Genomic DNA, 22,430 nt, shown 5'->3' on the forward strand with positions numbered 1-22,430 from the left:
AGGTGGGATAGTGTAGAGTGGGTAGATGATTTAGCCAACCGTATAAATAGTTTTTCTTTCACGACGATCAAGGCCCGGCATTTGCCCGTCAGCGCGCTGAATGGCAAACTAACGCCAGATGACCATATAATCCAGAGGTTAAGAGTCTATGTTTACGGGAATTGTTCAGGGTACTGCAGAATTGCTGGCGATTGATGAAAAACCCAACTTTCGTACCCACACGGTCAGATTGCCGCAGGCGCTTTTGCCGGGTCTGGAAATTGGTGCCTCAGTTGCACATAACGGTTGCTGTCTGACGGTAACTGAAATTGATGGCGATAAAGTGCGTTTCGACCTGATTAAAGAGACGCTGCGTATCACCAACCTTGGAGGGCTAAAATTGGGCGACAAGGTAAATGTTGAGCGTGCAGCAAAGTTCAGTGATGAGATTGGTGGACATTTAATGTCGGGCCACATTATGACTACAGCCGAGATAGGTCGAATCGTGCAGTCTGAAAACAACCGGGAAATCTGGTTTAAACCCGCAGATGTTAGTCTGATGAAATATATTTTATACAAGGGATTTGTGGGTATTGATGGTATCAGTCTTACTGTAGGCGATGTAACTTCGGGCAAATTCTGCGTTCACCTGATCCCGGAAACGCTTGAACGTACTACCCTCGGCGCTAAACGTCTCGGGCAATATGTCAATATTGAGATTGATCCCCACACCCAAGCGATTGTTGATACCGTCGAGCGAGTTCTGGCGAACCGTACGCGGAATGATGCGCTGGTCCAGGGTTAATTAAATTTTATAACGTTAAGAATTGAGAAGCGGGGGAGATCTCCTGAAAATTGAGTGAATAAATATCATATAGATATACCTTTACTGTAACTTTTTCAATTCTGACTCCAGCGACAGGGTTTTCAATAATAGCGGAGAATGTCTGAATTCATTCTCCGTCAGCTTTAGCAAAGAAATGACCCATCAGTGTTTCACCGTATTTGCCTGATATTTAAGTTGTATGTCTTTTTTCGCCAGAAAAAAAAACGTTCAATCACATAATGAGACTGGCTAAAAGTCGCGATAGGGCTCAATACTGCCACTCGTTCGGGCGAATGGCTGGCACCAAACCTATTGTGAAAATAAACCCAGATGATTTACCTGTTGTCCGCGCTTTAGCTGTCACCGTTGCTCGGACAGCGCTTTCCTTTGAATGTTTAAATCTCCGGTCTTTAAGTTCACACTGATAAAGATAAAAATGCCTCTGATGTTGTGCTTCTTTGCTTGGTCCCGGCAGGCCCTCATCCGGATAAACGGTTGTTACTGATGCCTTGAGCTGATATGCACCATCTTTTCCCATCCATACACCCATATTGTAATAATGATTTTCCAGCTTCTGGCATAAATAAGTCCAGACAGGAGAATTGACCTGTTGAAACCATCGTCCCTAAAAATCGGCATCTGTAATAGCAATGATATCAGTTTCCGGTGTGAAGCATTCTGCAAGTGATTCGGATAATCGCTGCAGTCGTTCCACAGGCTTATTTTTGTGCAGTCCCTGCCAAATGGCGTCCGATGCGGGTAAGCGTAAAGGAAGCACCATTTATGACAGTACTGGTTGCGTGGACCAGGGATTGACGGCGGTAGAGATGAACTGGCAAGTATAGCAGTAATTTCCTTGAAATTATTCACATAATCAATCAGATAAAATCACGCTATGCCTGTCTCATTGTCGTGAAGGCCCACAGGAGAGATATCCGCTTTTTAATTGCCGGTGGTCAGCGTGGGACGCGCAGACCTCCCTCCACACCCCGGCTGAATACTACCTGCCAGAGCTGAATATCACGTGCACGGAATGCGCCAGCACAGCAATTAAGATAATAGGTAAACATCCGCTTGAAGCGCGCGCCGTATTTTGGCTCGAGCTGTGGCCAGGCCTTAAGAAATCGTTGATACCATGACATCAGCGTGGTGTCATAATCTGCGCCAAAACTGTGCCAGTCCTCCATAATAAAATGTGGTTCCGAAGCGTTGGCAATATGCCGTATTGATGGCAGGCATCCATTGGGAAATATATATTTATCGATCCAAGGATCAACATTATCATCGGTTTTATTCGCCCCGATGGTATGCAGTAGGAACAGGCCGTCTGGTATGAGGTTACGATCAACTACGTTAAAATAAGTGGCATAATTTTTGGGGCCGACGTGTTCAAACATTCCGACAGAAACGATGCGATCAAATTGCTCGTTAAGATCGCGATAATCCTGAAGTAAAATAGATACGTCGAGACCTTCACAGCGCTTTTGAGCGAGCTTTTTCTGCTCAGCTGAAATAGTCACACCAGTCACAGTTACGCCAAAATTGCGGGCGGCATATTCAGCCAGTCCACCCCAGCCGCAGCCAATATCAAGCAACGTCATTCCCGGTTGCAAATTCAGCTTTTTACAAATCATGTCGAGCTTATTACGTTGCGCCTGCTCCAGCGTTTGCGCGTCTTTCCAGTATCCGCAGGAGTATTGCATGTGGCTATCGAGCATCAGCGTAAACAGATCGTTGCCAAGGTCGTAGTGTTCCTTTCCAACAATCCAGGCGCGACGGCGGGATTGTAAGTTAAACAGCCGAGTACTGGCGATACGTAGGGTATCGCGTAAATGATGGGGAAGCTGCTTATCCAGGTGGGCTTTAAGTACACGATAAAAAAATACGTCAGGCTGTTCACAGTCCCACCAGCCATCCATATAGGCTTCACCTAAACCTAGTGAACCTTCATGAATAACGCGCTTAAATAGCTCTGGATCCTTCACTTGAATATCCCAGGGCTGAGAGCCGTTAATTTCAATTCCAGCCCTATCAAGTAGTTCCTGAATTATTCTGTACCATTGGTTATCCTGTAAGCTCACTTCTTCTATGCACGATGAACTCATAATCTCTCCATTACCCTATGGCCGAACCGGAAAAACAGGGTAGTTCTTCCAGATGATTGAGAATTATCACGTAAAATCCGTGCGTCTTAAATCTGACGTTAACAGAGGATTGAACAATAAATTTCGGCAGGGTACTTTGACGACTTTTACGGTTTAGTAGTCATTTGACGGCCCTGTCAGTAAAAATTTTATCAGATTATTATGTTGATACCGCAGAGAGTATATGCTTACCAGCGACAATGTTCAATGCTTACTGTTAGCTTGCTAATTAATTGGCCAAACGTGCTATTTCAGTCTGTGCAATGGTGTCGGTAACCCGTTTATTTTTTGTCATTACGCTGTAGAGCAAATCCAATGATAGACAATAAAACGGTCATTAGCATGACAATTGTTGTCGTCAGCGTAACCGTATTGATAAATGAAGCAACTATCAGACTGGCAACAGAGCATAACCCCAATTGCAGCATATTTTGAAGTGCGGCCGCTTTACCGGTCGCCTGAGGCCATGGTAGTAGAGCGCCAGAAACCGCGATAGGGTAGATAGCACCGTTCGCCAGTGCCATGCCACAGAAGGGAACCAATAAAGAAACTAACGTGGGCGTGGACTGCAGGCCACAGATAAACAGCACGACCACACTGATAGCATAAAATGTTAATAACCATGGCAGCAGTCGGCTGGCCTGCATGTGGTTTAGCAGGGCCCGTGCGCCGAATCCACCGGCGAGAAATGCAATTGTCTGTGGGACGTAGCTTAGGCCGATGTCAACTGGTTTCAGTCCCAACCCGGCCATAATAGAGGGCGACCCCGTCAGCCAGGCAAAGAAACTGGCAGAGCAGGCCGCGTAGATAAGCACATTACCGCTGTATACCGGCGAACTGAGTAGCTGCCAATATCCAACGGGCTCCTCTTTTTTTATCTGCCCTTCTGGGCTGCGCAATTTCAGGGTAACCAACAGCAGTGCGACGGCTATTAGCATCAGTACGATAAAAATCGCCTGCCATTCAAGATGATTCAACAACCAGGCTCCGACCAGAGGGGCCAGCGCCGGGGAAAGGGCAACCAGAGGCATAACAGTGGCAAAAATGCGCTTTGCCTGCTGCCCCTTGTAGCGGTCGACAACCAGTGCCTGCCAGCTAACAGTTGCAGCACAAACGCCAAATGCTTGTAAAAAGCGTAGAATCAGCAGTTGCCAGGCACTGCTGATCCAGACAACGGCCAGGCATGAAAAGGCGAAAATACCCAGCCCATAAAGCAACACTGGGCGGCGTCCTAGCCGGTCTGATAACGATCCCCAAAATCCCTGAGCCAGCGCAAAACCAATCAGAAATACGGTTAACGATGCGCTTACTGCCCCCGCTGATGTTTGCAGCCCATGTTCTATTGCCCCAAATGCTGGCAGGTACATATCGGTTGCCAGAAAGCCCAGCATACTCAATAACGCCAGATAAACTAGAAAACCCAGATTTTGCATATGTGTGAAAACTCCTTTTTTTTGCGCGCACGAAGTTTACTGAGCTGAACGGGTACTTGTAAAACGCTATAATTTGAGGATTGGTATCAAAAAAATTGAAGGCAGATTATGTGGTCAGAATACGTCCTTGAAGTGGTAGATGCGGTGGCGCGTAGTGGAAGTTTCACCGCTGCGGCTCAGGAGTTACACCGCGTACCCTCAGCCGTAAGCTACACCGTTCGTCAGCTGGAAAACTGGCTTGGCGTGGCGCTTTTTGAGCGACGTCACCGTGATGTGGCTATCACGCCAGCGGGAAAGGTTTTTGTTGAGGAAGGACGTTCTGTTATCAAAAAAATGCACGATGCGCGACGACGCTGCCAGCAGGTGGCAAAAGGCTGGCGAGGCGAATTAACTATTGCCATTGATCGCATTGTCAAGCCTGGGCGAACGCGTCAGCTGGTGCGCGATTTTTATCGTCATTTCCCGGATATGGAGCTCCATATTACGCTTGAGGTATTTAACGGTGTATGGGATGCATTAGCTGAAGGGCGGGTTGAAGTGGCAATTGGTGCTACGCAGGCAGTACCGGTCGGCGGTCAGTTTGCCTTCCGTGATATGGGCGGATTGAACTGGCGCTGCCTGGCCAGTGCAACACATCCGTTAGCCACTATTAATCAGCTTCTCAGTGAAGAGGCGATCCGTAGCTGTCCTTCGCTGGTAATCGAGGATACCGCTCGTTCATTACCCCGTCGTACGACCTGGACGCTTGATCATCAGCAAAGGCGTGTGGTGCCGGACTGGGAGACGGCTTTTAGCTGCATTGAGGCGGGGCTGGGGATCGGCATGGTTCCTGGGCATCTGGCGCGTCCCTGGCTGGAGCGAGGGACGCTGACGGAACTCCGACTTGAAATGCCAGTTCCTCCAAGCCCGTGTTGCGTAAGCTGGCATCAGGCAAATAGCTCACCGGCGCTGCCCTGGCTGCTAAGCTACCTTGGCGAGCCGGATACGCTAAATGCTGAATGGCTACAGGAATAGTCTGAGGATTACTTAACGGCGGTAATCGCGGAAGGGACCGTCGACAACTGAGCGACGCTCGATCAAGTGAGGATGCACTTCAATTGTCTGAGGCTCTTCGCGCTTATTGAGAATGCGGTCAAGTAGCATATCCAGTGCCGTTTCCCCTAGCCGTTCTTTCGGCTGATGCACTGTCGTTAATGCAGGGGTGAAATAACGGGCGTTGCGGACATTATCGTAACCAATAACTGAGATATCCTGTGGTACGCGCAGGCCCATTTCATCAGCAGCACAAATAGCACCCATTGCCATAACATCGCCGCCGCAAAATACGGCCGTAGGGCGCTGTTTGCGTGACAAAATTTGTTGCATTGCATGATAGCCCGACTCGGGTTCAAAATCGCCCTGAACGACCCATTCATCACGCAAGCTGATGTTAGCCTCCTGTAACGCCTTAAGGAAGCCTGCATGACGTCCGCCCCCTGTATTACGCTCCATTTGTCCCGGAATAGCACCAATATCCCGATGACCTCGCTCAATAAGGTAGCGACCAACCATGTAACCACCGTTGAATGCGTTATCCTGCACGGTATCGGTAAAGTCGCCGCGGGATGCACCCCAGTCCATGACAACCATAGGAATATGGCGATGCTCTTCAAGCATCTTTATCAGGTCGTTGGGATACTCCGAGCACATCACCAGCAGACCGTCTACCCGCTTTTGGGCCATCATCGCCAGATAGGCCTGCTGTTTTTGCAATTCATTATGAGCGTTACCCAGGATCAGCGTGTAACCACGGGCAAAGCAGCGATTCTCTACGGCCTGAATGATTTCAGCAAAATAGGGCGCTTCGGTGGCGGTAGCGAGCAAACCGATTGTTCTGGTGTGGTTTACTTTGAGGCTGCGGGCCACCGCGCTGGGGGAATAATGCAGTGCTCTGATCGCGTGCCATACTGCCTCCCGTGTCTCTTCAGCGACAAAGCGGGTTTTATTGATGACGTGGGAAACCGTGGTTGTCGAAACCCCTGCTTGTTTTGCCACATCTTTAATCGTTGCCATTTACCAAGGACTCCTGGCCTGATCTTTCCGGGATAAGCCTTATGTTAATCGTTTGCCTGAAAAATGCAGGCGTTAAAGGGCCAAAAATAACAATGTCAATGAGTCATGTTGCGGCCAGAGCGGGGCGGACCTTCTTTGTTGTGGACCTGATGCTGGCAATATCGTTGTTACGCAATGAGGAAACGAATTTTAACAAGCCTCCTGGCAGAACACGAGATCTTTACCCGCAATTATGCCAAAATTGAACCTGTGATGAAATTGAGCCTTTTGAAGGAGAAGTAATGTCCACCGATTTGAAAATGGCGTTGCTGACGACAGTTTGTGCCTTAACCATGATTGTGACGTTTGGTCTGACAGCAGCAATGCATTAATCTGTAACTCGTCTAATTAAGCAAAAGGGGCCGTGAATAGCCCCTTTTTGTCATCAGTTAAATTTTAGTTACCGTCAGAATACCCGTTTGAAAGGGCGCACAGTCACCTCCCGGTATACCCCTGCAGCAATGTAAGGATCGGCATCAGCCCATGCTTTAGCCTGCTCCAGTGACTGAAATTCGGCAATAATGGCTGAGCCGCTGAAGCCCGCATTGCCAGGGTCGTTACTGTCAACAGCAGGCAAAGGTCCGGCAACAATCAAACGGCCCTCGTCCTGCAGAAGCTGCAAACGGGCAAGGTGTGCAGCTCGGACGGTGTTACGCTTTTCGAGTGAATCAGCGTTATCTTCAGCGAAAATGATATAAAGCACGGGTAGAACTCCTGACAGATAAATAACATGGACATCGGTGAGCTTTCGCTAAGGTAGTGCAATTTGTCAGGCAAGAAAACCGTAACATAAGCTCAGCGCACAAAAAGTGGAACAATGGCTGCCTGTTATTGAAATTGATTGCTATTTGCATTTAAAATGCATGGCTTCATTAAACGACAATATGAATTATGACGACGTTGACCCCTACGGAATTTGCCAGCCGTTCGCCGCTTGCCATGCTGGTCTCAATACTGCTTCATGGTGCGCTGGTGGCGGCGATGCTGTACGCTTCGTACCATCACGTGCGGCAGAAGCCCAACGCGTCTCAGCCTTTTAGCGTGACTCTTGTGGCACCTGAAGTTCAGCCCCAGTCCGAGGCCGTTACCACGCCGATGGCTGAGCCAGAACCCCAGTCGGAGCCTTTACCGCCTGAGCCAGTACCTGAGGCGCCGAAACCTGAACCAGTGCCTGTCCCGAAACCTGAAGCAGTGCCTGTACCAAAACCTGAACCTAAGCCGGTAAAAAAAGAACCGATAAAGCCCAGGAAAGCCGCGTCAAAACCACAGCAGCGTCCGGTGAATCCGTTTGGACAACACCAGGCAACGTCCCGGCCGATTCAGCCTTCTAGCGTGTCCAAAGCGCCACCCTCGCCATTGAAGTCGGTTTCAACCGGCCCCGAACCGCTGAGCACAGTGAAACCAATCTATCCGTCACGTGCTAATGCATTGCGTATTGAGGGTAACGTGCGAGTGGCGTTTGATGTCAATAATGAAGGGCGGGTGGAAAATATTCGTATTCTCTCCGCTAAGCCGCAGAATATGTTTGAGAGGGAAGTTAAGCAGGCGATGCGTAGATGGCGCTATCAGCCAGGTAAGCCGGGACAGAATGTCACTATGAATATTCAGTTCCGCCTTGAGGGGGGCATTAATTTAGATTAGGCGTAATTTCCGCGTCCCGGCGACGCGGAAATAGTTCAGTTTTTGTTTTCATCCAGCGTGAAGTGACTTTTACCTTCCGGCAGGGAACGCGGCTTTCCGTTGTTATCAACTGCAACATAGATAAACACCGCTTCGGTCGTACAGTAACGCTGACCGATAGGTTCGGAAGAGACTTTTTTTATCCACACCTCAACGTTAATCGTCATTGAGCTTGTTCCGGTACGGATGCAGTGCGCATGGCAACAAACCACATCACCCACCGCGACGGGTTTTAAAAAGGTCATACCGTCTACGCGAACGGTCACCACGCGCCCACCAGCAATCTCTTTTGCCAGAATTGCGCCGCCCATATCCATCTGGGACATCAACCAACCGCCAAAAATATCACCGTTAGCATTGGTGTCGGCGGGCATCGCCAGAGTTCGCAATACCATTTCACCCCGTGGCAATTTTTTTACTTCATTCATCCATTTGCTTCTCGTATCGAAAGTTTCTGCTTAGTCAGCCGTAAAGCTACTTTTTCTGTTCTTGTTGCGGCATCAACCGGTAAATATAAACACCACTTAAAAGGGTAAATAGCAGCGTTAAACCGGTCAGGCCAAAGACTTTGAAGTCAACCCAAACTGACTGCGCCAGCCAGAAGGCTACATATATGTTGAGCAAGCCGCAGGCCAGGAAGAACAGCGCCCAGGCAACGTTCAGCCTCCGCCACGCCCGATCTGGTAGCTTCAATTCTTTACCTAACATGGTTTCAATCAGCGGCTTATTCATTATGAACTGACTGACCAGCAAGGCGATGCCGAACAGCGTGTAAATAACGGTTACTTTCCATTTGAGAAACTCATCGTTATGAAAAATGATCGTCAGCAGGCCGAATACCACCACGATAGCGAAGGTGACCAGGGTCATTTTTTCAATTTTCCGATACAAAAACCAGCTTGCTGCCAGCGCTAAGGCAGTAGCGGCAACCAGTGCGCCGGTAGCAACAAAAATATCGTACATTTTATAAAAAACAAAAAATACCACCAGAGGGAGAAAATCAAGTAACTGCTTCATAAGCTTTTTAGATACCAGAACAGAGTGGTCATGGATTCGTCACGATGGCGTGAGCGCACGCCATCGGAAAAGTTAACGTAATAACATATACAGGCGGCACAGATATATTATCAGCAGCGCCGAGATGAGATTACTTACACCGTTAGCCAGCACACTCAGCAGGGTGTAGTAATGCTGCGCCAGCTCAGGCAGAAGTCGGGTTATAACTAGCAGTAAGATCATCTTTGCCAGCAACCAGAAAAGTACGCCAGGCGTAACCAGACGCATGTTTCGCCATACCAGACTGACGCTTTGTCGTATTGAGGCAAAAATGCCGTTGCCTGAAGCGAGTATCACCGGCGCCAGTGAGAGCAGGATAGCCAGAATAATGCCCGGTAACACGACAAAAAGAAAACCAAGCTGAATCACCAGCGTCATCAGAAATGACAGGACCAGCAGGCGAGGCAACAGTGGTGCCGACAGGCCGATAGCCCGCAGCGCGCTGATGCGTTCACCCGCACTTACCCGCGGGATCAGCGTCAACATTCCACCGATCAACAGGGTGTTACCCACCAGAGAGGCCAGTGAGCCGGCAAAAGAGGCCCGTAGCAGGATTTGCTGCTGCTCAGGAGAGAGATTACGCACCATTTCCACGAGGTTATTGCTGGACAAGCCATTCTGAGGAAGTTGTGATAACTGTTCTACGCCAGGCGTAAGTGCGTGGCCAATCATGACGCTGATAAATGCGCTAAGTAGTGCCATCAGCAAGATGGTTACCAGCTGGTGCCGAAAAAAATTTCCCGAGTCACGGTATAACGAGCCAGCCGTGATTGACATGTATTCTCCTTAAAGCCTGATTAACGAATCCGGCGATTGTACATGGTCTGATAACGGACTGGCACCCTGTCTTACATAACTTTCATTAACAAAAATCACACTGGCAACAAAAAGCGAGCAAAACACTCTTTTTCTATGCCGTGTCGCAGACCTGGGTGCTGTGAGTTTTTACATTCACTAAAATTCGAAACTTGATTCTGATCAAGTAGGCTTCTATTTCTTATAACAAAAAAATTGATCCAACGCATTGGTTGCGCTGTATCAATGAATTCAATTGTTAGCCAGGAGGTAATGCTGACGAAAACTGACAATGACGTAACAGATATTAATAAAGGAGGGGTGAATGAAACTAAAAGCAACAGTGCTGGCAGCGTGTATGTTACTTCCGGCAGTCGCTTCTGCGCATCAGGCGGGTGACTTTTTTATCCGTGCCGGTAGCGCAACCGTGCGGCCAACCGGAGGCTCAGATGACGTTCTTGGCCTGGGCGAGTTTAATGTCAGCAATGAAACTCAGCTGGGGCTTACGTTTACCTACATGGCGACCGATAACATTGGTATCGAGTTGCTGGGTGCCACGCCGTTTCGTCATCGGGTTGGTTTGCCGTCACTTGGTGATATTGCGACGTTAAAACAGCTGCCGCCATCGCTGGTGGTGCAGTGGTATTTCAGCGGATTAGGTAAATTTAATCCTTATATCGGCGCGGGCGTTAACTATACCTATTTTTATCAGGAGCGCTTCAACGATACCGGACGCGGTGCGGGACTGAGCGATTTACACGCCAAAAACTCACTGGGTTTCGCCGGGGTTGCCGGTCTGGATTATCAGCTGACTGATAACTGGATGCTTAATGCTTCTGTCTGGTATATGAATATCAATACCGACGTTAGCTTCCGTGTCAATGGCGTTAAACAGAATAGCATTAATACCAATATTAACCCGGTGGTGTTCTTCTTCGGTGCCGGTTACAAATTCTGATTTAAAAAAAGCCAGCGCAAAGGGTTATCTCTGCGCTGGCTTAATCGCTTTCAGTCGACGGTTAGCGAATCTGCATATCGTTTATGACCGATTTTACACCCGCCACGCGGCGCGCGACTGAAACTGCGCGCTCGGCCATCTGTGGCGATGCAACAAAGCCGCTTAGCTGTACCCGTCCTTTAAACGTCTCAACGCTTATCTGATTGGTATTTTTTAGCTGCTCATCACCGAACAACTGACTTTTAACCTTGGTTGTGATGACGGTATCGTCAATGTAACCACCGGTGCCTTCTTTGTGTTCAGTCGGGGCGCACGCGCTTAGCGTCAGCGCCATCATCATAGCGGCAAAAAGTCCACCCAGCGATTTAGACCATTTCATCTCTGCTCTCCCTGTAAATCAAAACGGTAGCAGCAACAGTGCTGCGCGATAAGTTTAGCCTCAGGAGAAATAAGTGCCATTGGGGAGAGTAAATTATGTTAGATGCGCCTTATACTCTAGAATAAGGCGCTGTCAGATTCAGCAAGTAGCTGCTTTCATCTGGCGTGTAAAATCGCGTAGTGCGGTAAGCATCTCCGCCGGACGGGCGTAATGTTTTTCAATCAGCTTTACCGTGGCGGAGCCAGCAATCGCCCCGGCGGCGCCGGAAGCAATAATGTTACGCACCTGGGATGCTTCAGAGATACCAAATCCCTGAATAGCAGGGGCGGCATTATACTCACGCAGTTTGGTGACCAGTGCGCTGAGTGACTTCTGTGCACGATTTTCGGTTCCGGTGACTCCGGCGCGCGATTGCAGATAGATATAGCCCCGACCGTGTGATGCCAGTTCTCTTAACAGTTCATCGCTGGCGTTCGGCGGGCACATGAATATGGGGGCTATGTTATGGCGCATCGCGGACTGACGAAAGGCCGCCGACTCTTCCAGCGGGACGTCGCCAATCAGTACTGAGTCAACGCCAACCTGCTGGCAGCGAGCGTAAAAAAAATCGATGCCGTTGTGAAAAACCAGGTTGGCGTACATCAATAAACCGATCGGCATCTCGGGGTATTTCTGTCGGATTGATGACAGTAGCTCAAAGCAAATTTGCGGATTGGTTCCGGCGGAGAAAGCACGCAGGTTACCCCCCTGGATCGTCGGGCCATCTGCCAGGGGATCGGAAAAGGGAATGCCTAACTCCAGGGCATCGGCCCCGCCTTCAATCAGCGAGTCTATTATCTGCAAAGAAAGCTCAGGTGTTGGGTCACCCAGCGAAACAAAAGGCACAAAAGCACCTTCTTTTTTTCTGGCTAGCCGGTTAAACAGTTGATGATAACGCTCCATCAGATCTCCCCCCTGGCTTTCAAGATGTCGTGAACGGTAAAAATATCTTTGTCGCCGCGTCCTGAAAGATTCACCACCAGGAGCTGCTCTTTTTGTGGATTAGCCTTGATCAATTTAAGGGCATAAGCCAGAGCGTGTGATGACTCCAGCGCCGGTATGATGCCTTCACTGCGACACAGCGTTTTAAAAGCGTCCAGCGCTTCGTCATCGGTGATTGAAACGTAGTCTGCTCGTCCGATGCTGTTAAGGTGTGCATGCTGTGGACCGACAGAGGGGAAATCCAGTCCGGCAGAGATAGAGTAAGATTCCTCAATTTGCCCATCTTCCGTTTGCATCATCGGTGCTTTCATGCCGAAGTAAATGCCAATGCGACCATGCTTTAACGGTGCGCCATGTTCGCCGGTATCAATACCATGTCCGGCCGGCTCAATGCCAATCAGGCTAACGCTGGGGTCATCAATGAAGTCGGCAAACATACCGATTGCATTCGATCCTCCGCCAACACAGGCCAGCACTGCATCCGGCAGCCTACCTTCGGCTTCGAGTATCTGCGCCTTGGTTTCTGTGCCAATCATGCGCTGAAATTCACGCACAATGGTGGGATAAGGGTGTGGGCCTGCAGCAGTACCCAGCATGTAATGAGCGGTCTCATAGCTGCCGGACCAGTCACGCAGCGCCTCGTTACAGGCATCTTTTAACGTCGAGGAGCCACTGTGTACCGGTATAACCTCGGCGCCCATCAGACGCATACGGAATACGTTAGGTGACTGGCGCTCAATGTCTTTGGCACCCATATAAATACGGCATTTCAAACCTACCAGCGCGCTGGCGAGAGCCGACGCGACACCGTGCTGGCCGGCACCCGTCTCGGCAATAATTTCCGTTTTACCCATCCGTTTGGCAAGCAGTGCCTGACCGAGTACCTGGTTAGTTTTATGTGCGCCGCCATGCAGTAAATCTTCACGCTTGAGATAAAGCCGGGTAGCGGTCCCCCTGGTCAGGTTATCGCAGCGGGTCAGCGCGGTAGGGCGGCCGGCATAGTTTTTTAGCAGGCTGGAAAACTGAGACTGAAACTCGGGATCTTGTTGAGCATTAACGAAAGCTTCTTCCAGCTGCTGCAGCGCAGGCATTAGGATCTGTGGGACAAACATGCCGCCAAATTCACCAAAATAGGGGTTAAGTAATGTCATTCATGCTTCCTTAGTAAGACATACCAGTGGCGCTGAGCGCCCATAAAGCTAATAGGCCCGCAGCGTCTGAAAAACCGCGGCGATTTTTGCCGCGTCCTTACGACCAGGGACACTCTCTACGCCGCTATTGAAGTCAAGGCCGGCACAGCCTAACTGCGCCGCCTGAACGCAGTTATCAGCGCTCAGACCACCAGCGAGCATCACCTGTGACAAGTTTTGTCCGGCAAGCAGTGACCAGTCGAAAAGCTGGCCGCTTCCACCCTGACCGTTATCCAGCAGATAGCGATCTACATGCTGAAGATCCATTGCAGGCAAGGTGTCGCTGACGCTGAGTGCTTTCCATATTTTCGTCGCCTTTGGCAGCGCTTGGCGTAACTGGTTGATAAATCGCTGATTCTCATTGCCGTGTAACTGCACGGCAAAGAGGCTGAGACACTGAACCTTCGTGACAATGTCACTCAAATCGGCATCACGGAATACACCAATGTACTTTAACGGTGCGGATTCGATGATAGCGCGGGCTTGGTGTTCATCGATCTGCCGTGGCGAACCTGGAACAAAAATAAGGCCGCCATAAATAGCGCCTGCATGATGTGCAGCCTGGGCGTCTTCAGCGCGGGTCAGACCGCAAACCTTATTATCGCCAAGCAATACCCGGTGAACGGCTGCGGCCAAATCCTGCTCTGCCATCAGCGCCGAGCCGATTAAAAAGCCGTTTACAAAGCGACTCAGCTCCCGGATCTGTCCATAGTTACTGATACCTGACTCACTGATGACTGTCACGCCTTCGCCAAGACAGCGGGCAAGGCGACGAGTGCGATTAAGATCAATAGAGAGATCGCGTAAATCGCGATTATTGATCCCGACCACTCTGGCCTGGAGCGTTTTTGCTCTCATCAATTCGTCCTCATTACTGACTTCGGTCAGTACACCCATATTCAGGCTGTGAGCAACGGCCGCCAGCTGCCGGTATTGTTCGTCATTCAGCACTGAAAGCATCAGCAGGATGGCATCTGCCTGATGCAAACGCGCCAGATAGATTTGATACGGGTCGATGATAAAGTCTTTGCAAAGCACCGGCTGATGAACGGCCGCGCTAACCTGCGACAGAAAGTCAAAACTACCCATGAAATACTTTTCATCGGTTAGTACGGAAATAGCAGCGGCGTGCTCTTTATATATCCCGGCGATTGCCGCGGGGTCGAAATTATCCCGAATAACGCCTTTAGAAGGCGATGCTTTTTTACATTCAAGTATAAACACGGTGCGATTACCGCTCAGCGCATCATAAAAACTGCGCATTGCCGGAACGATCTCATTTTGAAAGCTGACCAGTGGCTGGCGTACTTTTCGCGCTTCAATCCAGGCCGCTTTATCACAAACGATTTGATTCAGTACGGTTTCTTGCATGATTATCCTCTGGCTGCCAGGTCGACAACACGCTGCCAGGCCTGTCCGCTACGAATGGTTTCCAGCGCCAGTTGAGCATTTGAACGTAAATCTTCATGACCAAAAATCTTCAACAGTAGCGCCACATTAGCGGCAACCGCCTCTTCATGAGCGCGCTCGCCTTTACCCTGGAGTAAACGGGTAAGAATGTCACGATTTTCTTCCGGCGTTCCGCCTGCCAGTGCTTCTTGTGAATGTGCATCCAGCCCGAAATCCTGTGGCGTGAGCTGATAGCTGGTAATTTGATCATCGCGCAGCTCGGCAATATGGGTTGGTGCGTGCAGAGCAACCTCATCCATCCCGCCGCCGTGTACCACCGCTGCGCGCTGATAGCCCAGCATCTTTAGCGTCTGAGCAATGGGTTGCACCAGCTCTGCGCTGTAAACGCCGATAACGGCCAGCGCCGGACGGGCTGGGTTAATCAGCGGTCCCAGGACATTAAACAGGGTGCGGGTTTTTAACTGATGACGAACGGGCATTGCATGGCGAAAACCGCGATGATATTGCGGCGCGAACAGAAAGCAGACGTTCAGTTCGTCCAGTGCCTGGCGTGCCTGTTTGGCGGGCATGTCAAGACTGATGCCAAAGGCTGCCAGCAGATCGGATGACCCGGATTTACTGGATACGCTACGATTACCGTGTTTCGCCACCTTCAGGCCACAGCTTGCAGCGACAAAAGCGCTGGCTGTTGAAATATTGATGCTATTGCTGCCGTCGCCGCCGGTACCGACGATATCGGCAAAGGCGTAATCCGGACGCGGAAAAGGCTCGGCATCCTCCAGCAGCGCGGTGGCGGCCCCGGCGATCTCTTCCGGCCGTACGCCGCGCACTTTCATGGCAATTAAAACGCCAGCCAATTGGGTGGGTTCGAGCTGACCGGTAATGATTGATGAAAACAGCTGTTGGCTCTCAGTCTGACTAAGAAACTCACCCCGATACACTTTTTCCAGAATGCTATTCATGAAATAACTCCTTCCTCTGGTACGCACATCAGGCAAGCGCCCAGGAGAGCGTCTGCTCGAGCAAATTCGCCCCTTGGGTCGTCAAAATCGATTCAGGATGAAACTGGAAACCGCATACGCGATCACGTTCATGACGCACGGCCATCACCATGCCGTTATAAGTGGCGTTAACAATCAGCTCATCCGGCGTATTGCTGCCAACCAGTGAATGATAGCGGGCGACGGGTAAGGGATTGTTCAGACCGGCAAACATCGCCTGACCATCATGGGTTATTGCCGAGGCCTTACCGTGCAGGATCTCATCCGCCTGACCGACATGGCCGCCATAAGCTTCGATAATAGCCTGATGGCCAAGACAGATACCGATAATTGGCAGGTAACCGCGCTGCTGGCGTAATAACGCTGGCATACAGCCGGCCTGTGACGGCGTACCTGGGCCGGGAGAAAGCATCAGCACGGGTTTCTCCAACGTTTTGAGTTGCTCAGTCAGAATGCCGAGCGGTACGCTATTACGGTAAACCTGTACCCGATGACCAAATGCGCGCAGCTGATCGACCAGGTTGTAAGTGAAAGAGTCGACGTTATCGAGCAATAGGATCTCAGCCATCAGAACATCTCCTTGCAGTGATGGGCGATGGCGATCGCCCGCAGGACGGCGCGCGCTTTATTCCTTGACTCATCGGCTTCGGCCTGTGGGGAGGAGTCAAGTACCACGCCAGCGCCCGCCTGTACATAAGCGACAGCGTCTTCGACGTAAGCTGAGCGGATGACGATGCAGGTGTCGAGATCGCCGTGCGCGGTAAAGTAACCCACAGCACCACCATATGCGCCACGGCGACTTTTCTCTGCGCCGGCAATAAGTTGCATTGCGCGTACTTTAGGCGCGCCGCTCAGGGTGCCCATATTCATACAGGCCCGATAAGCGTGCAGAACATCCAGGTCGGCGCGAAGTTCACCAACGACGCGTGATACCAGGTGCATGATGAAGGAGTAGCGGTCTACTTTCGTCAAATCAGCGACATAGCGGCTACCGGCCACGCAAATACGCGCTAAATCGTTACGTGCCAGATCGACCAGCATAATGTGTTCGGCCAGCTCTTTGTGGTCGGTGCGCATTTCCAGCTCAATACGGCTGTCGAGATCGGGATCGAGCGAACCATCGGCAAAGCGTCCGCGTGGACGTGAGCCAGCGATGGGATAGATTTCAATTTTTCGACTTTGTGCATCGTATTTCAGCGAACTTTCCGGCGAAGCACCAAAGAGCGTAAAGTCGCTGTCCTGCATAAAAAACATGTACGGGCTGGGATTGCTTCTTTTCAGCACATCATAGGCGGCCAGAGGGGATGGGCAGGGCAGTGAAAAACGACGCGATGGCACCACCTGAAAAATTTCGCCGAGGCGGATCGCCTGCTGCATCTCAACGACAATGTTGCGATAAGTTTCGTCGCTCTGATTGCAACTCAGGGTCATATTTTCAACCGGCATGACTGATAACGGAGGGGCGGGTAAGGTCATCTGGCGGCGTAGTTGCTCGATACGGGTTTGCAAACGCAGAAACTCTGCGGATTCCTGTTCAAACAGGCTGGCCTGTAAGCGAGCTTGCTGTTTCTGATGGTCGATCACCAGCAAGGTTTCTGCCAGATAGAAGCAGTAGTCCGGGCAGCGTTGATCGCTCTCTAATAGGGGTATATCTTCAAAACCGGCAACTAAATCGTAGGCAAACAGCCCACCCAGAAACATCGCTTCGCGTTCATCCTCAGGAACGCTGACCAGCGCTGGAATCAGACGCAGAGCATCGAATACCGACAGCGATTTTAGCCGGGAGTCTTCATCAAGCTCCCCGGAAAATTCCGGAAAAAGGAGCGTGCGGCCGTCAGGATGGATGCGGTTCTCAACGTTGGAGGGCAGCGCGGCATCCAGCAGAGGTAACAGCGCAACACCGTTCGTTGAAAGGGCTTTAATCGTCACCTGATTGCCAAGTGCGGTGATGCGTAGAGCGCTGTCTACTATCAACAAACTTTTGAGATTATGTTTGCTGTCGATATCCGCAGATTCGAGCAGCAGTGACGCCGGGCGGGCGCCACAAAGCTGATTAAAGACATTGGCGGCATCCTCGCGGTAAGGTGCCTCGCTGATAATCAGTTTGAGCGTTGGTTTAACATTCGGCATAACAATATTCCCAACCATCAGGTAAAAAAAAACCCGCGAAAGCGGGCTCAGGTATCTGCATCATCCGTTTAACGGCTGCATGACGACTCGGCCCATAAATGAGCGCTGCGCCACCAACCCATGTATTCGTCAATTAAAGATGCCATGATGTTAATACCCCTTTGAACTTGCGTACTAGTAAACTGGTTCATGGCGCGAATGTCAAGCAGCTTTTCTCATCTTTGTTTAAACGGCGTATGATGCGGGCTGGTTTAACGCAATGGAACTTTATCAACGGTTATGAGCATACTTGACAGCTTTCCGCTTTATGACTTACACAGCCATTCTCAGGCGTCGGACGGCTTGCTCACACCGGCGGAATTAGTTGCCAGAGCCGTACAAATGCGGGTCGGGATTCTGGCGTTAACCGATCATGATACGGTAGCCGGTATTTCTCCGGCACAGCAAGCAATTGCCGAGCAAGGGTTGCCTTTGCATCTTTTACCTGGCGTTGAAATCTCCACGCTGTGGGAAAATAACGAAATTCACATTGTTGGTCTTGGTATCGATCCCAATGCGGCTGCAATGCAGGCGCTATTGCAGCTGCAATCAGAAAGCCGACTGAACCGCGCAAAGATGATCGCCTGTCGACTTGAGAATGCGCATATCCCCGGCGCCCTTAAAGGGGCAATGGCGCTGTCTGCCGGTGGGGTAATCACCCGTGGACACTTTGCCCGTTTTCTTATCGGGCAAGGTAAGGCGTCGAATATGGCCCAGGTATTTAAGAATTACCTCGCGCGGGGGAAAATCGGCTACGTGCCACCCCAGTGGTGTACAATGAAACAAGCCATTGATGCTATTCGTCACTCTGGTGGCAGATCGGTGCTGGCCCATCCGGGGCGCTATAATCTTTCCGCTAAATGGCTGAAGCGGTTAATGCTGTGCTTCAAGCAGGAAGGGGGGGATGCAATGGAAGTTGCGCAGTGCCAGCAAGCACCTGCGGAGCGCAGCCAGCTGGCACAATATGCCCGTGATTATGATTTAGCTGCATCTCAGGGCTCTGATTTCCATCAGCCTTGTGCATGGATTGAGCTGGGCAAAAAACTTTGGCTTCCCGCCTGCGTAGAGGCCATCTGGATAAAATATCCGGAATTACAGCCTCAGGCCGGGTTAGTCGGTCAGGAGGAAACATGAGTCAATTTTTTCATATACATCCGGAAAATCCACAGCCCCGCCTGATTAAACAGGCGGTGGAGATCGTCAATCAAGGCGGCGTGATGGTCTATCCAACCGATTCCGGTTACGCCTTAGGTTGCCGACTGGAAGAAAAAAATGCGATGGAGCGGATTTGCCGTATCCGGCAGTTCGAAGGCAGCCATAATTTTACCCTTATCTGCCGGGATCTTTCTGAGCTTTCCACCTATGCCCAGGTTGATAACAGCGCGTTTCGATTGATCAAAAATAATACCCCCGGCAACTATACCTTCATATTAAAAGCAACGAAGGAGGTGCCGAGGAGACTGATGAATGACAAGCGAAAAACCATTGGCCTGCGAGTGCCTTCGAATCCGGTTGCTCTGGCTTTGCTTGAACAATTCAACGAGCCAATTATGTCTACGTCGCTGATTTTGCCCGGCAACGATTTTACCGAATCCGATCCTGATGAAATTCACGACAAACTGGGTAATCTGGTTGAGCTGGTCATTCATGGTGGCTCACTGGGCCAGCAGCCAACCACGGTTGTTGACCTGACTGATAACGTGCCGGTTGTTATGCGCGAAGGGGCAGGTAGCGTTAAGCCTTTTCTATAAATAAGCACCGGAATTGCCCTCCGCCCGCTATTTATTACCCATCGAGCGTAAGTTCGGGTAGAATGCCTGGCCTTTGTCTACTGCCAGCCGTCTCTGCCTGTTGGTGGTCTTAATAATGATACTGATGCCTGTGAAGGCGACAGCGAGGTCGCTAAATGAGCGAGAAATTACAAAAAGTTTTAGCCCGTGCCGGGCATGGATCGCGTCGTGAAATTGAAGCGATGATCGCCGCCGGTCGGGTTAGCATTGATGGCAAGCTGGCAACCTTGGGCGACCGCGTTGAAGCGAACAAAAGCCTCAGGATCCGTATCGATGGTCACCTGGTCAATGTAGTCGAAAGCGAAAGTGAAGTCTGCCGGGTGCTTGCCTATTACAAACCAGAAGGTGAGCTTTGTACCCGTAGCGATCCGGATGGGCGTCCGACAGTGTTCGATCGTCTGCCGCGCCTGCGTGGTGCTCGTTGGATTGCTGTAGGGCGACTTGACGTGAATACCTGCGGCTTATTGCTGTTCACTACTGACGGTGAGCTGGCTAATCGCCTGATGCATCCCAGTAATGAAGTTGAGCGCGAGTATGCCGTTCGTGTTTTCGGTCAGATTGATGATGCGAAAATTCGTCAGCTTAGCCGGGGTGTGCAGCTGGAGGACGGACCGGCATCCTTTAAAACGCTGAAATACACAGGCGGTGAGGGCATCAATCAGTGGTATAATGTCACCCTGACCGAGGGGCGCAATCGTGAAGTTCGTCGAATGTGGGAAGCCGTTGGCGTTCAGGTAAGCCGCTTGTTGCGCGTACGATATGGCGATATATCGCTGCCGAAAGGGCTGCCACGCGGCGGCTGGATCGAGCTGGACTTAAAGCCGGTTAACTATCTGCGTGAAATGGTGGGTTTACCAGCGGAAACGGAAAGTCGCGTGCCAGTAGAAAAAGATCGTCGCCGCACTAAGGCCAATCAGATCCGTCGTGCTGTAAAGCGTCATACCAGCAACGGTGCCGGTTCTTCCCGCGCCGGACACACGCGCCGGCCGTCGACACGGCGCGGTTAGTTGCCGCTTACGCTATCTAAATTTGAGCGGGCTACGAGGCCCGCTTTTACTACCATTCAATACCTTCCTGATCCTGAATACCGGCGTCGAAAGCGTGCTTAGACGGTCGCATTTCAGTGACGGTATCAGCCATATCCAGCAGCTCCCGATGGCAGCCACGGCCGGAAATTATCACGTTCTGATGTGGCGGTCGGGATCGCAGCGCCTGAATAACCTTTTTCAACGGCAGATAGTCGAAGCTTAGCATGTAAGTGAGTTCGTCAAGGATGGCCAGGCCGAGCGTCGGATCTGCCAGCATACGTACGGCATGTTGCCACACCTCAAGGCAAGCGTCAGTGTCTGCCTGGCGACTTTGTGTTTCCCAGGTAAATCCGGTCGCCATTACCTGAAATTCGACGCCCTGCGGTTCGAGCACGTTACGCTCGCCGTTGGGCCATTCCCCTTTGATGAACTGAACCACGCCGACATGGTGGCGATGGCCGACCGCACGGCAGGCTGTGCCAAATGCGGCGGTGGTTTTCCCTTTGCCGTTACTAGTAAACACCATCAGAATACCGCGTTTTTCGTTGGCGGCGGCAATCCGTGTATCAATCTGTTCTTTAAGCCGCTGCTGGCGCTGTTTGTGACGATCCTATGTCATTATTCTGCCGCTCCGGGCTTACGACCCGGTTGGGCATCGAAGCTAATACCAGTTTTAAACCGACTGTCATCACCCATTAAATAGAGATAGAGTGGCATAATATCTGCTGGCGTTTTTAGCAGGGTAGCGTCCTCTTCGGGAAAGGCACTGGCGCGCATTTTGGTTCGCGTTCCACCAGGGTTAATGCAATTCACGCGTAAGTTTTGACCGCGATATTCCTCCGCCAGTACCTGCATCATTCCCTCAGTGGCAAACTTAGATACGGCGTAGGCGCCCCAGCCGGGACGCCCATGACGGCCTACGCTTGAGGTAGTAAAAACCAGAGACGCCGCGTCTGATTTAAGCAGCAGGGGCAGCAGAGCCTGAGTAAGGAAAAAAGTGTTGTCGACGTTGATACGCATGACCTGCTGCCAGATTTCCGGTGCCTGGTCTATCATTGGCACGATCCTGCCAAGTACGCCGGCATTGTGCAATACGCCATCCAGCCGCGGCAGTCTCTGGGTTATTTCGTGGGCCAGCATCTGGCAATCTCCAGCGTTGGTGGTATTCAAATCCAGCTGCCAGTGATGAACCCGGCCGTTGCCCTCAAGTCGGACTCTATCGGCAATCTGACTGAGTTTTCCTCTATTACGGCCTAATAGCACAAGCTCTGCGCCATAGCGTGCGTAGGTCAGTGCAGCTTGAGCGCCGATGCCGTCGGTCGCACCGGTAACCAAAATTATACGGTTTTGCAGAAGATCCTGTTCAGGTTGATAGTGCACGTTAACAATCCTCGCTGGCGTGTGGGACAGTATGGATCTGCCCCTTGCTTACTGATAAATAACCTGATGAATGATAAGCCTTATGCCCGAAAAAAAACGCCAGTTCAATTGTGGATAAGCGTAATTTGTGCGCCGACCTT

General features: G+C 50.9%; 22 protein-coding genes and 2 pseudogenes. 8 read left to right on the forward strand and 16 right to left on the reverse strand.

Annotation, left to right across the window (positions count from 1 at the left end; translation table 11 throughout):
• Window positions 1–148 precede the first annotated feature (148 nt).
• Window positions 149–784: a riboflavin synthase subunit alpha gene (locus BM191_RS02380; protein ID WP_092874607.1), complete on the forward strand. Its 636-nt coding sequence runs from the start codon at window positions 149–151 to the stop codon at window positions 782–784.
• Window positions 785–1,073: 289 nt separating this feature from the next.
• Here the strand turns inward: BM191_RS02380 and BM191_RS17625 are convergent, their stop codons facing one another.
• The 3 genes from BM191_RS17625 to punC form a co-directional block, all read right to left on the reverse strand.
• Complete coding sequence (locus BM191_RS17625) at window positions 1,074–1,343, reverse strand: hypothetical protein (protein ID WP_456236151.1); 270 nt, start codon at window positions 1,341–1,343, stop codon at window positions 1,074–1,076.
• Between the two features lie 418 nt (window positions 1,344–1,761).
• Window positions 1,762–2,910, reverse strand: a complete 1,149-nt coding sequence (gene cfa / locus BM191_RS02390) for a cyclopropane fatty acyl phospholipid synthase (protein WP_092874610.1) — start codon at window positions 2,908–2,910, stop codon at window positions 1,762–1,764.
• Window positions 2,911–3,230: 320 nt separating this feature from the next.
• Window positions 3,231–4,382, reverse strand: a complete 1,152-nt coding sequence (gene punC, locus BM191_RS02395) for a purine nucleoside transporter PunC (RefSeq protein WP_092874613.1) — start codon at window positions 4,380–4,382, stop codon at window positions 3,231–3,233.
• Between the two features lie 108 nt (window positions 4,383–4,490).
• Between punC and punR the strand changes: the two genes are divergently transcribed.
• Complete coding sequence (gene punR, locus BM191_RS02400; RefSeq protein WP_092874616.1) at window positions 4,491–5,396, forward strand: DNA-binding transcriptional activator PunR; 906 nt, start codon at window positions 4,491–4,493, stop codon at window positions 5,394–5,396.
• A gap of 12 nt (window positions 5,397–5,408) precedes the next feature.
• Here the strand turns inward: punR and purR are convergent, their stop codons facing one another.
• Window positions 5,409–6,434 (reverse strand): HTH-type transcriptional repressor PurR, encoded by a 1,026-nt coding sequence (purR, locus tag BM191_RS02405; protein ID WP_092874619.1) that lies wholly within the window; start codon window positions 6,432–6,434, stop codon window positions 5,409–5,411.
• A gap of 281 nt (window positions 6,435–6,715) precedes the next feature.
• Here purR and cydH point away from each other — a divergent pair, with 281 nt between their 5' ends.
• The gene (gene cydH / locus BM191_RS02410) at window positions 6,716–6,805 is read left to right on the forward strand and encodes a cytochrome bd-I oxidase subunit CydH (protein WP_094030731.1); all 90 of its coding nucleotides are present in this window, start codon (window positions 6,716–6,718) and stop codon (window positions 6,803–6,805) included.
• 74 nt (window positions 6,806–6,879) lie between these two features.
• Here the strand turns inward: cydH and BM191_RS02415 are convergent, their stop codons facing one another.
• Window positions 6,880–7,176 carry a YciI family protein gene (locus tag BM191_RS02415; protein ID WP_092874622.1) on the reverse strand — a complete coding sequence of 99 codons (297 nt, stop codon included), beginning with the start codon at window positions 7,174–7,176 and terminating at the stop codon, window positions 6,880–6,882.
• 188 nt (window positions 7,177–7,364) lie between these two features.
• On the opposite strand from BM191_RS02415, the gene BM191_RS02420 reads away from it, so the two are divergent.
• Window positions 7,365–8,114: an energy transducer TonB gene (locus tag BM191_RS02420; protein WP_092874625.1), complete on the forward strand. Its 750-nt coding sequence runs from the start codon at window positions 7,365–7,367 to the stop codon at window positions 8,112–8,114.
• Window positions 8,115–8,149: 35 nt separating this feature from the next.
• On the opposite strand, the gene yciA is transcribed toward BM191_RS02420, so the two are convergent.
• The 3 genes from yciA to BM191_RS02435 all read right to left on the reverse strand — a co-directional run bounded on the left by yciA (window position 8,150) and on the right by BM191_RS02435 (window position 9,986).
• Window positions 8,150–8,581 carry an acyl-CoA thioester hydrolase YciA gene (gene yciA, locus BM191_RS02425; protein ID WP_092874628.1) on the reverse strand — a complete coding sequence of 144 codons (432 nt, stop codon included), beginning with the start codon at window positions 8,579–8,581 and terminating at the stop codon, window positions 8,150–8,152.
• Between the two features lie 46 nt (window positions 8,582–8,627).
• The gene (locus BM191_RS02430; protein ID WP_092874631.1) at window positions 8,628–9,170 is read right to left on the reverse strand and encodes a septation protein A; all 543 of its coding nucleotides are present in this window, start codon (window positions 9,168–9,170) and stop codon (window positions 8,628–8,630) included.
• Window positions 9,171–9,242: 72 nt separating this feature from the next.
• Window positions 9,243–9,986, reverse strand: coding sequence for a YciC family protein (locus BM191_RS02435; protein ID WP_092874634.1), 744 nt, complete (start codon window positions 9,984–9,986; stop codon window positions 9,243–9,245).
• A 343-nt stretch (window positions 9,987–10,329) separates the two neighbouring features.
• On the opposite strand from BM191_RS02435, the gene ompW reads away from it, so the two are divergent.
• The gene (ompW, locus tag BM191_RS02440) at window positions 10,330–10,962 is read left to right on the forward strand and encodes an outer membrane protein OmpW (RefSeq protein WP_092874637.1); all 633 of its coding nucleotides are present in this window, start codon (window positions 10,330–10,332) and stop codon (window positions 10,960–10,962) included.
• Window positions 10,963–11,023: 61 nt separating this feature from the next.
• Here the strand turns inward: ompW and BM191_RS02445 are convergent, their stop codons facing one another.
• From BM191_RS02445 to BM191_RS02475, 6 genes and pseudogenes are all read right to left on the reverse strand, one after another.
• Complete coding sequence (locus tag BM191_RS02445; protein WP_092874641.1) at window positions 11,024–11,341, reverse strand: BON domain-containing protein; 318 nt, start codon at window positions 11,339–11,341, stop codon at window positions 11,024–11,026.
• A 138-nt stretch (window positions 11,342–11,479) separates the two neighbouring features.
• Entirely contained in the window at window positions 11,480–12,283 is an 804-nt protein-coding gene (gene trpA / locus BM191_RS02450; protein ID WP_092874644.1) for a tryptophan synthase subunit alpha, read from the reverse strand.
• A complete protein-coding gene (gene trpB / locus BM191_RS02455; RefSeq protein ID WP_092874647.1) occupies window positions 12,283–13,473 on the reverse strand; it encodes a tryptophan synthase subunit beta in 1,191 nt (396 codons plus the stop codon). The genes trpA and trpB overlap by 1 nt, the downstream gene beginning before the upstream one ends.
• Window positions 13,474–13,521: 48 nt before the next feature.
• Window positions 13,522–14,883 carry a bifunctional indole-3-glycerol-phosphate synthase TrpC/phosphoribosylanthranilate isomerase TrpF gene (gene trpCF / locus BM191_RS02460; protein ID WP_092874650.1) on the reverse strand — a complete coding sequence of 454 codons (1,362 nt, stop codon included), beginning with the start codon at window positions 14,881–14,883 and terminating at the stop codon, window positions 13,522–13,524.
• Between the two features lie 2 nt (window positions 14,884–14,885).
• Window positions 14,886–16,491: pseudogene (gene trpD, locus BM191_RS16995) on the reverse strand (bifunctional anthranilate synthase glutamate amidotransferase component TrpG/anthranilate phosphoribosyltransferase TrpD).
• A complete protein-coding gene (locus BM191_RS02475) occupies window positions 16,491–18,053 on the reverse strand; it encodes an anthranilate synthase component 1 (protein WP_092875201.1) in 1,563 nt (520 codons plus the stop codon). Before BM191_RS02475 ends, trpD begins: the two are co-directional and overlap by 1 nt.
• Before the next feature lie 279 nt (window positions 18,054–18,332).
• Here BM191_RS02475 and rnm point away from each other — a divergent pair, with 279 nt between their 5' ends.
• From rnm to rluB, 3 genes are all read left to right on the forward strand, one after another.
• On the forward strand, window positions 18,333–19,226 hold the full coding sequence (gene rnm, locus BM191_RS02480) for an RNase RNM (RefSeq protein ID WP_092874659.1): 894 nt from the start codon (window positions 18,333–18,335) through the stop codon (window positions 19,224–19,226).
• A complete protein-coding gene (locus BM191_RS02485; RefSeq protein WP_092874662.1) occupies window positions 19,223–19,843 on the forward strand; it encodes an L-threonylcarbamoyladenylate synthase in 621 nt (206 codons plus the stop codon). Before rnm ends, BM191_RS02485 begins: the two co-directional genes overlap by 4 nt.
• Before the next feature lie 155 nt (window positions 19,844–19,998).
• Window positions 19,999–20,889, forward strand: coding sequence for a 23S rRNA pseudouridine(2605) synthase RluB (gene rluB, locus BM191_RS02490; RefSeq protein ID WP_092874666.1), 891 nt, complete (start codon window positions 19,999–20,001; stop codon window positions 20,887–20,889).
• Between the two features lie 49 nt (window positions 20,890–20,938).
• Here the strand turns inward: rluB and cobO are convergent.
• Window positions 20,939–21,520 (reverse strand): annotated as a pseudogene (gene cobO, locus BM191_RS02495) (cob(I)yrinic acid a,c-diamide adenosyltransferase); the annotation flags it as partial.
• A gap of 8 nt (window positions 21,521–21,528) precedes the next feature.
• The gene (locus BM191_RS02500; RefSeq protein WP_092874669.1) at window positions 21,529–22,290 is read right to left on the reverse strand and encodes a YciK family oxidoreductase; all 762 of its coding nucleotides are present in this window, start codon (window positions 22,288–22,290) and stop codon (window positions 21,529–21,531) included.
• Window positions 22,291–22,430 lie beyond the last annotated feature (140 nt).

This window comes from Izhakiella capsodis (assembly GCF_900115045.1).
GTDB classification, from domain to species: Bacteria; Pseudomonadota; Gammaproteobacteria; order Enterobacterales; family Enterobacteriaceae; genus Izhakiella; species Izhakiella capsodis.